The organism is Pseudomonas sp. JL2 (assembly GCF_031570495.1).
GTDB lineage: Bacteria > Pseudomonadota > Gammaproteobacteria > Pseudomonadales > Pseudomonadaceae > Aquipseudomonas > Aquipseudomonas rhizophila.
Genome location: NZ_JAKUDH010000025.1, coordinates 73,374 through 88,164 on the forward strand (window position 1 = coordinate 73,374; position 14,791 = coordinate 88,164).

Sequence of the window (14,791 nt, forward strand, 5' to 3'; positions counted from 1 at the left end):
AATTCTGTGTCCAAAGGAAATCCCTGTGGGAGCGAGCTTGCTCGCGATAGGGCCGGCAAAGCTGCATCAATGTTCAAGTTGTAAGCATGAGGTTGAAGATGTCCCAGGCTGAAAAAATCGTAATCGCCGACGCTCCGTTGCGTTGGCAGGATGTGGTCGCCGTCGCCCGTTTCGGTGCCGAGCTTGAGCTGTCGGCCCAGGCCTGGGCGCGGATCGACAATGCCCAGGCCATCGTCCAGCGCATCGTCGAAAGCGGCGAGCGCGCTTATGGCGTCAACACCGGCCTGGGTGCCCTGTGCAATGTCTCGCTCAAGGACGAACAGCTCAGCCAACTGTCGCGCAACACCCTGCTCAGCCATGCCTGTGGCGTTGGCGCGCCGCTGGCCGATGAACAGACCCGGGCGATTGTCTGCGCGGCCATTCTCAACTACAGCCAGGGCAAGTCCGGCATTCATCGCCGGGTGGTCGAAGCCCTGCTGGCGCTGCTCAATCGCGGCATCACCCCGCAAGTGCCGTCCCAGGGTTCGGTGGGCTACCTGACCCACATGGCCCATATCAGCATCGCGTTGTTGGGGGTTGGTAATGTCAGCTATCGCGGGCAAATCGTCTCGGCGCAACAGGCTCTGGCCGCAGAGGGCTTGCAACCGGTGCAACTGGGGGCCAAGGACGGTTTGTGCCTGGTCAACGGCACGCCGTGCATGACCGGCCTTAGTTGTCTGGCCCTGGCCGATGCGACGCGGCTGCTGCAATGGGCCGACGTGATCGGCGCCATGAGCTTCGAGGCCCAGCGCGGGCAGATCGCGGCGTTCGATGCCCAGGTCATCGCCCTCAAGCCGCACCCTGGCATGCAACAGGTCGGCGTCAACTTGCGAGCACTGTTGGACGGCAGCGAAGTCATCGCTTCGAGCCTGGGCATTCGCACCCAGGATGCGTTGAGCATCCGCTCGATTCCTCAGGTCCACGGTGCCGCTCGCGACCAACTGGCCCATGCCCGGCAACAGATCGAAACCGAACTCAACGCCAGCACCGATAACCCGCTGTTGCTGGGCACGCCGGAGAGCTTTCGGGTCATGTCCCAGGCCAACCCCCACGGTCAGTCGGTGGCTTTGGCGGCGGATCTGCTGGCGATTGCCATGGCCGAAATCGGCTCCATCGCCGAACGTCGTCTCGACCGTTTGATCAACCCCCACGTCAGCGGCCTGCCGGCCTTTCTGGTGGCCAACCCTGGGGTGAATTCGGGGATGATGATCGTGCAATACGTCGCCGCGTCGCTGTGTGCGGAAAATCGCCAACTGGCCCAGCCGGCGGTGCTCGACAACTTTGTCACCTCGGGCTTGCAGGAAGATCACCTGAGCATGGGCACCAACGCTGCCCTGAAGCTGCACCGGGCGCTGGAAAACTGCACGCAGATCCTCGCCATCGAATACCTGCTGGCCGCCCAGGCTTTTGAGTTTCTCAAGACGCAACGCTTCGGTGCCGGCACCGACGTTGCCTGGAAACTGCTGCGTGAGCATGTGCCGGCCTACGACCAGGACCGCTGGCTGGCGCCGGACATCGCCAGCGCTGCCGCGCTGCTTAAAGATCCAGCCGTGTTGCACAACGCTTTACCGAATTTGAATTGATCAAAAAACCGCCAGCGTGCCAAGGCATCCACCGCCCAAAAGGCGAGGGTGACGGATAACGGAACATTCCGGAGCGACTGGCGGGTGAAAACAAAACTCTCAAAAGGAGCAATACATGACTGCCTTAAACCTGATTCCCGGCCAATTGAGCCTGGCTCAATTGCGTGACATCTATCAGCAACCCGTGACCCTGAGCCTCGACGCCAGCGCGTCGGCGCAGATCGAGGCCAGCGTCGCCTGCGTGGAGCAGATTCTCGCCGAGAATCGCACGGCCTACGGCATCAACACCGGTTTTGGTCTGCTGGCCTCGACCCGCATCGCCAGTGAAGACCTGGAAAACCTGCAACGCTCTCTGGTGCTGTCCCATGCCGCTGGCGTGGGCGAGCCGATCAGCGATGCGCTGGTGCGGTTGGTCATGGTGCTCAAGGTCAATAGTCTGAGCCGGGGTTTTTCCGGCATCCGTCGGCAGGTGATCGATGCGCTGATTGCGCTGATCAATGCCGAGGTCTATCCACACATTCCGTTGAAAGGCTCGGTCGGCGCTTCGGGTGATCTGGCGCCGCTGGCCCACATGTCCCTGGTGCTGTTGGGCGAAGGCAAGGCCCGTTACAAAGGTGAATGGTTGCCGGCTGTCGAAGCGCTGAAAGTGGCCGGCCTTGCGCCGCTGACCCTGGCTGCCAAAGAAGGACTGGCGCTGCTCAACGGCACCCAGGTGTCCACTGCGTTTGCCCTGCGTGGCCTGTTCGAAGGCGAAGACCTGTTCGCCGGCGCCCTGGCTCTGGGCAGCTTGACGGTAGAAGCGGTGCTCGGTTCGCGTTCGCCATTCGATGCGCGTATTCACGCCGCGCGCGGCCAGAAAGGCCAGATCGATGCCGCCGCCGCTTATCGCGATCTGCTGGGCGAGCGCAGCGAAGTCTCCGCTTCCCACCAGAATTGCGACAAGGTCCAGGACCCGTATTCCCTGCGCTGCCAGCCACAAGTGATGGGCGCCTGTCTGACCCAGTTCCGCCAGGCCGCTGAGGTGCTGGTGATCGAAGCCAACGCCGTATCGGATAACCCGCTGGTGTTCGCCGCCGAGGGCGACGTGATTTCCGGTGGCAACTTCCACGCCGAGCCGGTGGCAATGGCCGCTGACAACATGGCCCTGGCAATCGCCGAAATCGGTTCGCTGAGTGAGCGGCGTATTTCGCTGATGATGGACAAGCACATGTCGCAACTGCCGCCGTTTCTGGTGGCCAATGGCGGGGTGAACTCCGGCTTTATGATCGCCCAGGTCACCGCTGCTGCCCTGGCCAGCGAAAACAAGGCGTTGTCCCATCCCCATTCGGTGGACAGCCTGCCGACTTCGGCCAACCAGGAAGACCATGTGTCCATGGCCCCCGCCGCCGGTAAGCGGCTGTGGGAAATGGCCGAGAACACCCGGGGGATTCTGGCGGTGGAATGGCTGGCGGCGTGCCAGGGGCTGGATCTGCGCGGCGGTTTGAAAACCTCTGCCAAGCTGGAGCAGGCCCGCGCCCTCTTGCGCGCAGAAGTGCCGTTCTATGAAAAAGACCGGTTCTTCGCGCCGGACATCAATGCGGCGAGCGAGTTGTTGGCCAGTCGTTGCCTGAATGAACTGGTCACGGCGCAGTTGTTGCCGAGCCTGTAAGGACCTCATCGCGAGCAAGCTCGCTCCCACAGGGGTAGGGGTTGAACATTCATTTGGGATACACCCTGGCCCTTGTGGGAGCGAGCTTGCTCGCGATTCGATTTTGAACGCGACGAGGAAACCGGGATGAAAACCCTCTGGCAAGACTGTCACGCCGCCACCATGGCCCAGGGCGTCTACTCGATCATCGAAGACGCCGCCATTGTCACCCAGGGCGAGCACATTCAATGGATCGGCCCGCGCGCCGAGCTGCCGGCCGGTGACTATCCGGCCGTCAACGACCTCAAGGGCGCCTGGGTCACTCCTGGGCTGATCGACTGTCACACCCACACGGTGTTCGGCGGCAACCGCAGCGGTGAATTCGAACAGCGCCTGCAGGGCGTCAGCTACGCCGAGATCGCAGCGGCCGGCGGGGGCATCGCCAGCACCGTGCGCGCTACCCGGGCCGCCAGCGAAGATGAACTGTTCAACAGCGCCGCCAAACGCCTGAAAAGCCTGATGCGCGATGGCGTGACCACGGTGGAAATCAAATCCGGCTACGGCCTGGACCTGGCCAGCGAACGCAAGATCCTGCGAGTCATCCGTCGCCTGGGTGAACAGCTGCCGGTCAGCGTGCGCAGCACGTGCCTGGCGGCCCACGCCTTGCCACCGGAATACGCTGATCGCGCCGATGACTACATCGAGCACATTTGCACCGAAATGCTCCCAGCCCTCGCCGCCGAAGGGTTGGTGGATGCGGTGGATGCATTTTGCGAGTACCTGGCGTTTTCCCCGGCGCAGGTCGAACGGGTGTTTATCACCGCCCAACAACTGGGCCTGCCGGTGAAGCTGCACGCTGAACAATTGTCGTCGCTGCACGGTTCAAGCCTGGCGGCCCGTTATCAGGCGCTGTCGGCCGATCATCTGGAATTCATGACCGAGGACGACGCCAGGGCCATGGCCGAATCCGGCACGGTGGCGGTGTTGTTGCCCGGGGCATTTTATTTCCTGCGCGAAACCCAGCTGCCGCCCATGGATGCCCTGCGCAAGCACGGCGTGAAGATCGCCGTGGCCAGCGACCTCAACCCCGGCACATCGCCGGCGCTGTCGTTGCGCTTGATGTTGAACATGGCCTGCACCTGCTTTCGCATGACCCCTGAGGAGGCCCTGGCGGGGGCAACGATTCATGCGGCCCAGGCCTTGGGCATGGCTGCCACTCACGGTTCGCTGGAAGTCGGCAAAGTCGCGGACTTTGTCGCCTGGCACATCGACCGCCCGGCCGACCTGTCGTACTGGCTGGGTGGCGATCTGGAAAAACGCGTCGTGCGTCACGGCGTGGAAATCGATTAAGGAGAACGGTTGTGGAGAAGGTCCTGAATTTCAAGCAAGGGCGCGTGCCGCTGTTGATCAGCATGCCCCACGCCGGCCTGCGCCTGACCCCGGCGGTGAAGGCTGGTTTGATCCCTGAGGCCCAGAGCTTGCCGGACACCGACTGGCATATTCCCAAGCTTTACGAGTTCGCCGCCGAACTGGGCGCCAGCACCCTGGCCGCTGAATATTCGCGGTTCGTGATCGATCTGAACCGCCCCGACGATGACAAGCCGATGTACGTCGGTGCCACCACCGGTTTGTATCCTTCGATCCTGTTCGATGGCGTACCGTTGTTTCGCCAGGGGCTGGAGCCGTCCGGCGCGGAGCGGGCGACTTATCTGCAACAGATCTGGGTGCCTTACCACCAGACCCTGCGGCAGGAACTGGCGCGGCTCAAGGCCGAATTCGGCTATGCCTTGCTGTTCGACGCCCACTCGATCCGTTCGGTGATCCCACACCTGTTCGACGGCAAGTTGCCGGACTTCAACCTCGGCACCTTCAACGGCGCCAGTTGCGCCCCGGCGCTGGCCCACCAGCTCGAAGCCATCTGCGCCCGCCACGGCGAATTTACCCACGTGCTCAACGGACGTTTCAAGGGCGGACATATCACCCGGCACTACGGCAACCCGGCCGAGGACATCCACGCGGTGCAACTGGAACTGTGCCAGAGCACTTACATGGAAGAGTTCGAGCCGTTCAACTACCGTGCGGATCTGGCGGAACCGACCCAGGTGGTGCTCAGGGAATTGCTGGAAGGCTTGCTGGCGTGGGGGCAGCAGGCCTACAAGAAATAATGCCTGTTTCCTGGGGCTAGGGGGGTGTGGGAGCAAGGCTTGCTCCCTCAGATAGATGTGGCCTTGAGCCTCGCAGGGGGAACGGTCGCCACCGTGCAAAACCGGGTCGCCACAGTTCATCTTCAGCCCCTCGACGCTGCGTAATGTTCCGGTCACGGTGCAGCAAGACACCGACCTACAATAATCGCTGCCGCACGAGACCTTCCCGATGAAAAGACTGTTCAAACGCTGTCTGTCGATCCTCTGCGGTACCGCCATCTTGAGCAGCGGGGCAATGGCCGCCGAGCCGGCGTCCTGCCAGACCGTGCGCATGGGCGTGGTCAACTGGACCGACGTGATCGCCACCAGTGGCATGGCTGATGTGTTGCTCACGGGGCTGGGTTATGAAAGCAAACAGACCAGCGCCGTGCAGCAGATCATCTTCGCCGGCATCCGTGACAAGCGCCTCGATATCTTCCTGGGCTACTGGAAACCGGCGATGGACAACAACATCGCTCCGTTCCTGGCGGCCAACCAGGTGAGAGTCCTGGACCAGCCAAGCCTTGCCGATGCCCAAGCTACGCTGGCGGTGCCGGATTACGTGGCCGCAGCGGGCATCAAGACTTTCGCCGACATCGCCCGGTTCAAGGCGCAGCTCGGCGGAAAAATCTACGGCATCGAGCCGGGCAGCGGTGCCAACACCACCATCAAGACCATGATTGAAACCAATCACTTTGGTCTCAAGGACTTCAAGCTGATCGAGTCCGGTGAGGCCGGGATGCTGGCGGCGGTGCAGCGGGCGGTGAATCGCAAGGAGTTCGTGGTGTTCGTCGGCTGGACCCCGCACCCGATGAACATCAATATGAACATCACCTATCTGACCGGCAGCGAAGACGTCTACGGCCCGAACGAAGGCGCCGCGACGGTCTCCACCGTCACCGCGCCGGACTACGCCCAGCGTTGTCCGAACGTGAACCGCTTGCTGGAAAACCTCACCTTCACCGCCGCCCAGGAAAGTCAGTTGATGGTGCCGATCATGGCGCGCAAGACACCCCAGGACGTCGCCCGGCAATGGCTGCGTGAGCACCCCGAGGATCTGCAGCGCTGGCTCGCCGGGGTGACCAGTTTTGACGGCAAGGATGGCGTGGCGGCGGTGCAGGCCAGTCTCAAGAATTGACGATTAGATGATCGTGGCGAGGGGATTTATCTGTAGGAGCAAGGCTTAGATCCCCTCGCCACATAATCAGCGCCCATCCCGATCCTCTATGTTGGCGTCGTTCCATGGCTACTTATCCACTCTCCCAGGCAATGTCCGCCTTCATCGACCAAACCCTGAGTTTCGATGCCCCGGACAACAGCCTCCCCGGTCTGCGTCAGGCCTACAGCCAGATGTGCCGGGCGTTCACCCCGCCATGCCCGGACGCGCTGGCAGTCGAGGATTTCGAGCTGGCCGGGGTAGCCGTGCGGGCTTACTGTCCTCGGAGCGAGCCGCCGTCCGAAGGCTGGCCATGCATCCTTTATCTGCACGGTGGCGGCTGGGTGGTGGGTGACCTGGACTCCCACGACTTCATCTGCATGGAACTGGCCGCGACCCTCGGCGTGCTGGTGCTGGCGGTGGATTATCGACTGGCGCCGGAGCATCCGTTCCCCGCCGGCTTTGAAGACTGCCTCGCCGTGTGGCATCACCTGGCGGCCACCCCCTTTACCATCGACCCTCGCCGTCGGCTGGTGGCCGGTGACAGCGCCGGAGGCAATCTCGCCGCCGCGTTATGCCTGGCCTTGCGCGATGCCGGGCAAGCGCTGCCACGGGGTCAGGTGCTGATTTATCCCGCCCTCGGTGGCCCGGCCCATCTGCCCTCGCGGCGCGAATGTGCCGATGCGCCACTGTTGAGCAGCAGCGATCTGGACAGTTATCACGCCCTCTATCTGAGCGACGCTCAACCGTCTTCCCTCGCCATGCCGTTGCTCGCCGATGACCTGAGCGGCCTGCCGCCAGCGCTGGTCGTCGTGGCGCAATGGGACCCGTTGCGCGACGATGGTGTCCTTTACAGCGAGCGGCTGAACAGCGCAGGTGTGGATGCTGTGCTGTATGTCGGGGGAGGATTGGTTCACGGCTGTTTACGTGGCCGGGGCCAAGTGCCGGAGGTCGATCAGATGTATCGCACACTGCTTGCGTATCTGGCTGACACGCTTTGACTGCGCAGGGGACATGCTCATTCGGGTAATTCGGGTTTATGATGCCGGACGGCAGATTAAATAGAAGTCCCCCCAGGGATGACTCGACCCCTTACGGAGCGCGCAATGCAGACTTTGTACCCGCAGATCAAACCTCATGCCCGGCACGATCTGGCTGTCGATGACACCCACACGCTCTATGTCGATGAAAGCGGTTCCCCGGAAGGCCTGCCTGTGGTGTTCATTCACGGTGGCCCGGGTGCCGGTTGCGATGCCCAGAGCCGTCGCTACTTCGATCCGAACCTGTACCGCATCGTTACCTTCGACCAGCGCGGCTGTGGCCGCTCCACCCCTCATGCCAGCCTTGAAAACAACACCACTTGGGATCTGGTCGAAGACCTGGAGCGCATCCGCAAACATCTGGGCATCGAAAAATGGGTGCTGTTTGGCGGCTCTTGGGGCTCGACCCTGGCCTTGGCTTACGCCCAGACCCATCCCGAGCGGGTACATGGCCTGATTCTGCGTGGGATCTTTCTCTGCCGTCCGCAGGAAATCGAGTGGTTCTACCAGGCCGGCGCCAGTCGCCTGTTCCCCGATTACTGGCAGGACTACATCGCGCCGATCCCCCTGGACGAGCGCGACGACCTGCTCGGCGCCTTTCACAAACGCCTGACAGGCAATGACCAGATCGCCCAGATGCACGCGGCCAAGGCCTGGTCGACCTGGGAAGGCCGCACGGCGACCCTGCGTCCGAACCCGCTGGTGGTCGATCGCTTCTCCGAGCCGCAGCGGGCGTTGTCGATTGCCCGGATCGAGTGTCATTACTTCACCAACAACGCTTTTCTCGAACCCAACCAGTTGATCCGTGACATGGGCAAGATCGCCCATCTGCCGGGCGTCATCGTGCACGGCCGCTACGACGTGATCTGCCCGCTGGACAATGCCTGGGAACTGCACCAGAACTGGCCCAACAGCGAACTGCAGGTGATCCGCGACGCCGGTCACGCCGCTTCTGAGCCGGGTATTACCGACGCGCTGGTGCGCGCCGCCGCCCAAATGGCCCGGCGCCTGCTCGACCTGCCGCCCGAAGAAGCATGAAGGGGCTGTTGCAACGGGTCCGCGGCGCCCGGGTCGAGGTCGCTGGGGAAGTCGTTGGCGCGGTGGACCAAGGCCTGCTGGTCCTGGTAGCGGTCGAGCCCGAGGACACCCGGGCCAGCGCCGACAAGCTGCTGCACAAGCTGCTGAACTACAGGGTGTTCAGCGACGCTGATGGCAAGATGAACCTGTCCTTGGCAGATGTCGGTGGTGGCTTGCTGTTGGTGTCGCAGTTCACCCTGGCGGCGGACACCAAAAGCGGATTACGCCCGAGCTTTTCGACGGCCGCACCTCCGGCCTTGGGCGAGGAACTCTTTGACTATCTGCTCACCCAAGCGAAACAGGTGCATGGCACTGTGGCATCAGGTAGATTCGGCGCCGACATGCAGGTGCATCTGGTTAACGACGGCCCGGTAACCTTCCTGTTACAGGTCTGAAAGTGTTTGAAACATCTTTTCGGTCCTGTTTCGAGGCAAAACAGGGAGTTTTCTCGATAAATACTTTGTTACCCCTGATGCGTTGTCACGCGGGCTACTAGATAATCGCGCGCTACGGGGGACCAGCGTTCGCTGGTCCATTTGACTTAGGTAGAGACTTGTCCTGGGCCGTTTGGGGAATCATTTTGTCCCATCGGAGTCGGAACAATGCTCGCCAACTTGGCAAGAGTGGCCTGCAGGTGCGGTTTTTCAGTGCCGATACCGTGCAGATACTTTATCTGGCCGTTGGTTTTTTGATCTGTTTTCGGCGAGGGTTGCTCGTGATTGTTAGTCCCTGTAATGCACCAAAAATGACTGCCAAACGGTTTAGAAACGCTCTGGTAGCGGGCTCGGCCCTGCTGTGCCTGTTTGGCGCGGGCCAACTGTGGGCATTCAGCCTGGATGATGTATCGGCGAAGGCTCAAGAACTGGCCGGGCAAAAATTCGAAGCCCCGCGCAGCAATCTGCCGAACGAATTCCGCGAAATGAAATTCGCTGACTATCAAAAAATCCGTTTCCGCACCGAAAAAGCCGAGTGGGCCGATCAGAAGACGCCGTTCAGGCTGTCCTTCTATCACCAGGGCATGCATTTCGACACGCCGGTGAAGATCAACGAGATCACCGCGACCACCGTCGATGAAATCAAGTATGACCCGACGCGCTTCGATTTCGGTGACGTCAAGTTCGATCCCAAGTCCACGGAGAAACTGGGCTACGCGGGTTTTCGCGTGCTGTACCCGATCAACAAGGCCGACAAGCAAGACGAAATCATGACCATGCTGGGCGCGAGCTACTTCCGCGTCATCGGCAAGGGTCAGGTTTATGGCTTGTCCGCCCGTGGCCTGGCCATCGATACCGCCCTGCCATCGGGTGAGGAATTCCCGCGCTTTCGCGAGTTCTGGATCCAGCGTCCGAAGCCGACCGATAAGCACCTGGTGATCTTCGCCCTGCTGGATTCGCCACGGGCTACCGGTGCCTATCGCATGATCCTGCGTCCGGGCACCGACACCGTCGTCGACGTGAAGTCGCGCGTGTTCCTGCGAGATCGCGTCACCAAGCTGGGCATTGCTCCGTTGACCAGCATGTTCCTGTTCGGCGCCAACCAGCCGTCCAAGATCCTGAACTACCGTCGAGAGCTGCACGACTCCAGCGGCTTGTCGATCCATGCCGGCAACGGCGAGTGGATCTGGCGCCCGTTGAACAACCCGAAACACCTGGCCGTGAGTAACTTCTCGGTAGAAAACCCGCGTGGTTTCGGCCTGCTGCAACGCGGTCGTGACTTCAGCCACTACGAAGACCTCGATGACCGCTACGACAAGCGTCCAAGTGCCTGGATCGAACCGAAAGGCGATTGGGGCAAGGGTTCCGTCGATCTGGTTGAAATTCCGACCGCTGACGAAACCAACGACAACATCGTGGCGTTCTGGAGCCCGGAAAAGCTGCCTGAGCCAGGTCAGCCGCTGGACTTCGCCTATCGCCTGCACTGGACCCTCGACGAAGCCAACCTGCATTCGCCGGACAGCGCCTGGGTCAAGCAGACCCTGCGTTCGACCGGTGACGTGAAGCAGTCCAACCTGATCCGTCAGCCGGACGGCAGCGTGGCTTATCTGGTGGACTTCGAAGGTCCTTCCCTGCAAGCCCTGCCGGAAGACGCCGAAGTGCGTAGTCAGGTGAGCGTCGGCGAAAACGGCGAGATCGTCGAGAATAATGTGCGTTACAACCCTGAAACCAAGGGCTGGCGCCTGACCCTGCGACTGAAGATCAAAGACCCGAAACAGTCCACTGAATTGCGCGCCGCGCTGGTCCGTCCGCTGGTTCCGGTTGAAGCGCCGGCCGCGTCCCATGCGGTGACCACGACCCTTGCCAAGGCTGACAAGGTCGCCAGGCAGCAGAGCGATAAGGAAACCGCGCAAGAAAAAGAGCAGGAAAAAGAAGCCAAGGCCGACAACGCGTCCACTGCCGCTGAGTCGACCCCAACCCCGCAGGAACCGGAACCGACTGAACAAGTCCTGACCGAGACCTGGAGCTATCAGTTGCCAGCCGATGAGTAATACTCCAGTACAGCCAGAGACGCTCAGCGAGTATCTGGCCCATTTGCCCATGACCGATGCGCAGCGTGCCGAGCTGGCGGGCTGCAAGTCTTTCAGCGAGTTGCACGAGCGCCTTTCGTCGTCGACCTTCGATGCACCCACCGAGGCGGCGCAAGCCTCGGTGGGTCGTCGGCTGACCCTGAGCACCGCCGAAGAACTCGAAGACGCCGAAATGCTGGCGCTCGACGCCAGCGGGCGTGTCTGTCTCAAAGCCACGCCGCCGATTCGTCGGACCAAGGTGGTACCGGAGCCGTGGCGCACCAATATCCTGGTGCGCGCCTGGCGTCGCCTGACAGGTCGCACCAACCCGCCGAAGCCACCCAAGGACGAGCGCGTGCTGCCACACGCACGCTGGCGCACCGTGGGTTCGATCCGTCGCTATATCCTGCTGATCCTGATGCTCGGCCAGACCATCGTCGCCGGCTGGTACATGAAGGGCATCATGCCGTACCAGGGCTGGTCGTTGGTGGACCTGGACGAAGTCCTGCACCAGCCGCTGTTGCAGACCGCTACCCAGGTGCTGCCCTATGCTTTGCAGACCAGCATCCTGATTCTGTTCGGGATCCTGTTCTGCTGGGTATCGGCCGGTTTCTGGACGGCGCTGATGGGGTTTCTCGAGCTGCTCACCGGTCACGACAAGTACCGCATCTCCGGTGCCAGTGCCGGCAACGAGCCAATTCCCAAGGACGCCCGCACCGCGCTGGTGATGCCGATCTGCAACGAGGACGTGCCGCGAGTGTTCGCCGGTTTGCGCGCCACGTTCGAGTCGGTTGCGGCCACCGGGGACCTGGATCGTTTCGACTTCTTCGTACTCAGCGACAGTAACGAAACCGATATCTGTGTCGCCGAGCAGCAAGCCTGGCTGGACGTCTGCCGTGAAGCCGGGGGCTTTGGCAAGATTTTCTATCGCCGCCGTCGTCGTCGCGTCAAGCGCAAGAGCGGTAACCTCGACGACTTTTGCCGTCGCTGGGGCAGTGACTACAAGTACATGGTCGTGCTCGACGCCGACAGCGTGATGAGCGGCGAGTGCCTGACCAGCCTGGTGCGCTTGATGGAAGCCACGCCGGATGCAGGCATCATCCAGACCGCGCCACGCGCCTCGGGCATGGACACGCTGTATGCGCGCATGCAGCAATTCGCCACTCGGGTGTACGGTCCGCTGTTCACCGCCGGCCTGCACTTCTGGCAGTTGGGGGAATCCCACTACTGGGGTCACAACGCGATCATCCGCATGAAGCCGTTCATCGAGCACTGCGCCCTGGCGCCGTTGCCTGGTAAAGGGGCGTTCGCCGGGGCCATCCTGTCCCACGACTTCGTTGAAGCAGCGCTGATGCGCCGTGCCGGCTGGGGCGTCTGGATTGCCTATGACTTGCCGGGCAGCTATGAAGAGTTGCCGCCGAACCTGCTGGACGAACTCAAGCGTGACCGTCGCTGGTGCCACGGTAACCTGATGAACTTCCGGCTGTTTCTGGTCAAGGGCATGCATCCGGTGCATCGCGCGGTATTCCTGACCGGCGTGATGTCCTATCTGTCGGCACCGCTGTGGTTCTTCTTCCTGGTGCTATCCACCGCGCTGCTGGCGGTGAACACGCTGATGGAACCGCAATATTTCCTCGAGCCACGCCAGTTGTACCCGTTGTGGCCGCAGTGGCATCCGGAAAAAGCCATCGCGCTGTTCTCCACCACCATCGTGTTGCTGTTCCTGCCCAAGCTGCTGAGCATCATCCTGATCTGGGCCAAGGGCGCGAAAGAGTTTGGTGGCAAGTTCAAAGTAACGATGTCGATGCTGCTGGAGATGTTGTTCTCCATGCTGCTGGCGCCGGTGCGGATGATTTTCCACACCCGCTTCGTGCTCGCCGCCTTCCTGGGTTGGGCCGCTACCTGGAACTCGCCCAAACGTGACGACGACTCCACGCCCTGGAGCGAAGCCGTCAAGCGCCACGGCCCGCAAACCCTGCTGGGCTTCTTCTGGGCCTTGCTGGTGATCTGGCTGAACCCGAGCTTTTTGTGGTGGTTGGTGCCGATCGTCGGTTCGCTGATGCTGTCGATCCCGGTGTCGGTGATCTCCAGCCGAGTGGGCCTTGGCTTGAAGTCCCGGGATGAAAGCTTGTTCCTGATCCCCGAGGAATACGCACCGCCACAGGAACTGCTGTCGACTGACCAGTACACTCATGAAAACCGTTGGCATGCGCTGAACGACGGTTTCATCCGCGCAGTGGTCGATCCGCAACAGAACGCCCTGGCCTTTGCGCTGGCCACCTCGCGTCACGGCCAGGCCGAGCCGATCGAATGGCTGCGGATCGAACGGGTTCGTCATGCCCTCAAGGTTGGTCCGGCGGGCCTGAACAACAGCGAGCGACTGGCGCTGCTGAGCGACCCGGTGGCCCTGTCCCGCCTGCATGAGCAGGTCTGGAGCGAGGGGCATACCGAATGGCTGGCGGCGTGGCGTGCATCGGTCAAGGCCGATCCTCACGCACCGCTACTGCCGCTTCAGCCCATGAGCGCACAGCCTCAACTGGCCTGATACGCAAAAAGCCCCGCTTCTGAAAGGAAGCGGGGCTTTTTGTTGGGGGCTGTTTGAGTATGTGAGTACTGCCCGTGGTGCGGTCAGGGTTGTGTATTGACCTTATCCAGCACTCGACTCGCCAACAAGCCACTCAACTCGATCAGTTGCTGAATGCCAAGGGCGATATGGCGCCGTGAGCCTTTCAGGTCGAATGCCAGGTCGCTGACCATTGCATCGGCTGAAGCCAGGGTTTCGCTGAGGTTGGCGAGCAGGCTTTCGGTGTCGATGCCATCCACTACCTTGAAGAGCTGGCCCGGTGGCTGTTCGTCTTCGGGGCTGGTCTGTTTGGGGTTCAGGTAGAAGTCGAGCGCGCGATCGGTGGCTTCCTGGATTTTCCTGGGGTCGGTTTCTGGTGCTGGTGGGTTGGGTGTGACCTTGTACATGGTTGACGCTCCTAGGGTAGTGGAGCCGCCAGCTATCGCTGCTAAACGAGAAGGGTGGCAGCTGTACGCGGGTTAGCAGACCGGGACCCTAGAACCCGGCAGACCCGTAGGTCTCCCACGCACAACCGCCATGACATAAATGTACAGGCACTGAAACCTGCTCACGCATGTGGGAGCGTACGTCTAGGATTGTCCGGGCTGCTAAACACGATCGCTGAACTGACAGCGCCTGCAAACGTTAGAGCCCAGGCCCCAGGCGCACAAGCCGGCGGATTCCGGCGTAGTTGTAGGCAATGGTGCAAGGCTCCGTAGCCTTGGGATGACGGATTGTGGGGCGCAGGTATTTTTGTATGTATATCCGTTATTTAGGTAACGGCTGCTGACGGTTCCGCTCTTACAGCGGCTCACTTTTGAGAAGCGCAAAAGTAAGCAAAACGCTTTATGGGTATGACTCACCCACATGGGTTACAAATCAGTTCACGCACATAGGTAACAGTTTTTAACTGGCAGGGTCGATTTCGCGAGGATCTGACCATGCCCTGGAGAGAGCTGAAACCTATGGGCCTCAAAGTGATGTTCATCGCTGAGTATCTGTCTGAAAAGCACAGCTTTA

Annotated in this window: 11 protein-coding genes and 1 pseudogene; 11 read left to right on the forward strand and 1 reads right to left on the reverse strand. The window is 61.4% G+C overall.

What is annotated here, in order from left to right:
• Nucleotides 1–98: 98 nt before the first annotated feature.
• The 10 genes from hutH (MKS85_RS24675) (at nt 99) to mdoH (ending at nt 13,753) form a co-directional block, all read left to right on the forward strand.
• Entirely contained in the window at nt 99–1,622 is a 1,524-nt protein-coding gene (gene hutH / locus MKS85_RS24675) for a histidine ammonia-lyase (RefSeq protein WP_188251788.1), read from the forward strand.
• 115 nt (nt 1,623–1,737) lie between these two features.
• On the forward strand, nt 1,738–3,270 hold the full coding sequence (gene hutH, locus MKS85_RS24680; RefSeq protein WP_047226936.1) for a histidine ammonia-lyase: 1,533 nt from the start codon (nt 1,738–1,740) through the stop codon (nt 3,268–3,270).
• Between the two features lie 126 nt (nt 3,271–3,396).
• Nucleotides 3,397–4,599: an imidazolonepropionase gene (gene hutI / locus MKS85_RS24685; protein ID WP_188251789.1), complete on the forward strand. Its 1,203-nt coding sequence runs from the start codon at nt 3,397–3,399 to the stop codon at nt 4,597–4,599.
• 11 nt (nt 4,600–4,610) lie between these two features.
• A complete protein-coding gene (gene hutG / locus MKS85_RS24690; protein WP_188251790.1) occupies nt 4,611–5,414 on the forward strand; it encodes an N-formylglutamate deformylase in 804 nt (267 codons plus the stop codon).
• Between the two features lie 208 nt (nt 5,415–5,622).
• Complete coding sequence (locus MKS85_RS24695) at nt 5,623–6,570, forward strand: choline ABC transporter substrate-binding protein (RefSeq protein WP_188251791.1); 948 nt, start codon at nt 5,623–5,625, stop codon at nt 6,568–6,570.
• Between the two features lie 104 nt (nt 6,571–6,674).
• Nucleotides 6,675–7,589, forward strand: coding sequence for an alpha/beta hydrolase (locus MKS85_RS24700; RefSeq protein ID WP_188251792.1), 915 nt, complete (start codon nt 6,675–6,677; stop codon nt 7,587–7,589).
• A gap of 105 nt (nt 7,590–7,694) precedes the next feature.
• Nucleotides 7,695–8,666, forward strand: coding sequence for a prolyl aminopeptidase (gene pip, locus MKS85_RS24705; protein ID WP_092401505.1), 972 nt, complete (start codon nt 7,695–7,697; stop codon nt 8,664–8,666).
• Nucleotides 8,663–9,100 (forward strand): D-aminoacyl-tRNA deacylase, encoded by a 438-nt coding sequence (dtd, locus tag MKS85_RS24710; RefSeq protein ID WP_188251793.1) that lies wholly within the window; start codon nt 8,663–8,665, stop codon nt 9,098–9,100. The genes pip and dtd overlap by 4 nt, the downstream gene beginning before the upstream one ends.
• A gap of 350 nt (nt 9,101–9,450) precedes the next feature.
• A complete protein-coding gene (locus tag MKS85_RS24715) occupies nt 9,451–11,190 on the forward strand; it encodes a glucan biosynthesis protein G (RefSeq protein ID WP_218277732.1) in 1,740 nt (579 codons plus the stop codon).
• The gene (gene mdoH / locus MKS85_RS24720; protein WP_188251794.1) at nt 11,183–13,753 is read left to right on the forward strand and encodes a glucans biosynthesis glucosyltransferase MdoH; all 2,571 of its coding nucleotides are present in this window, start codon (nt 11,183–11,185) and stop codon (nt 13,751–13,753) included. The genes MKS85_RS24715 and mdoH overlap by 8 nt, the downstream gene beginning before the upstream one ends.
• A gap of 83 nt (nt 13,754–13,836) precedes the next feature.
• Here the strand turns inward: mdoH and MKS85_RS24725 are convergent, their stop codons facing one another.
• Nucleotides 13,837–14,178 (reverse strand): DUF6124 family protein, encoded by a 342-nt coding sequence (locus tag MKS85_RS24725; protein ID WP_139048866.1) that lies wholly within the window; start codon nt 14,176–14,178, stop codon nt 13,837–13,839.
• Between the two features lie 534 nt (nt 14,179–14,712).
• Here MKS85_RS24725 and MKS85_RS29075 point away from each other — a divergent pair.
• Nucleotides 14,713–14,791, forward strand: a pseudogene (locus MKS85_RS29075) (helix-turn-helix domain-containing protein); the annotation flags it as partial.

Excerpts from the sequence above, each read along its gene's own strand:
- hutH (WP_188251788.1), top strand. The coding sequence starts at position 99 with ATGTCCCAGGCTGAAAAAATCGTAATCGCCGACGCTCCGTTGCGTTGG.
- pip (WP_092401505.1), top strand. The coding sequence starts at position 7,695 with ATGCAGACTTTGTACCCGCAGATCAAACCTCATGCCCGGCACGATCTG.
- hutH (WP_047226936.1), top strand. The coding sequence starts at position 1,738 with ATGACTGCCTTAAACCTGATTCCCGGCCAATTGAGCCTGGCTCAATTG.
- MKS85_RS24715 (WP_218277732.1), top strand. The coding sequence starts at position 9,451 with ATGACTGCCAAACGGTTTAGAAACGCTCTGGTAGCGGGCTCGGCCCTG.
- hutI (WP_188251789.1), top strand. The coding sequence starts at position 3,397 with ATGAAAACCCTCTGGCAAGACTGTCACGCCGCCACCATGGCCCAGGGC.
- MKS85_RS24725 (WP_139048866.1), bottom strand. The coding sequence starts at position 14,178 with ATGTACAAGGTCACACCCAACCCACCAGCACCAGAAACCGACCCCAGG.
- dtd (WP_188251793.1), top strand. The coding sequence starts at position 8,663 with ATGAAGGGGCTGTTGCAACGGGTCCGCGGCGCCCGGGTCGAGGTCGCT.
- MKS85_RS24700 (WP_188251792.1), top strand. The coding sequence starts at position 6,675 with ATGGCTACTTATCCACTCTCCCAGGCAATGTCCGCCTTCATCGACCAA.
- MKS85_RS24695 (WP_188251791.1), top strand. The coding sequence starts at position 5,623 with ATGAAAAGACTGTTCAAACGCTGTCTGTCGATCCTCTGCGGTACCGCC.
- mdoH (WP_188251794.1), top strand. The coding sequence starts at position 11,183 with ATGAGTAATACTCCAGTACAGCCAGAGACGCTCAGCGAGTATCTGGCC.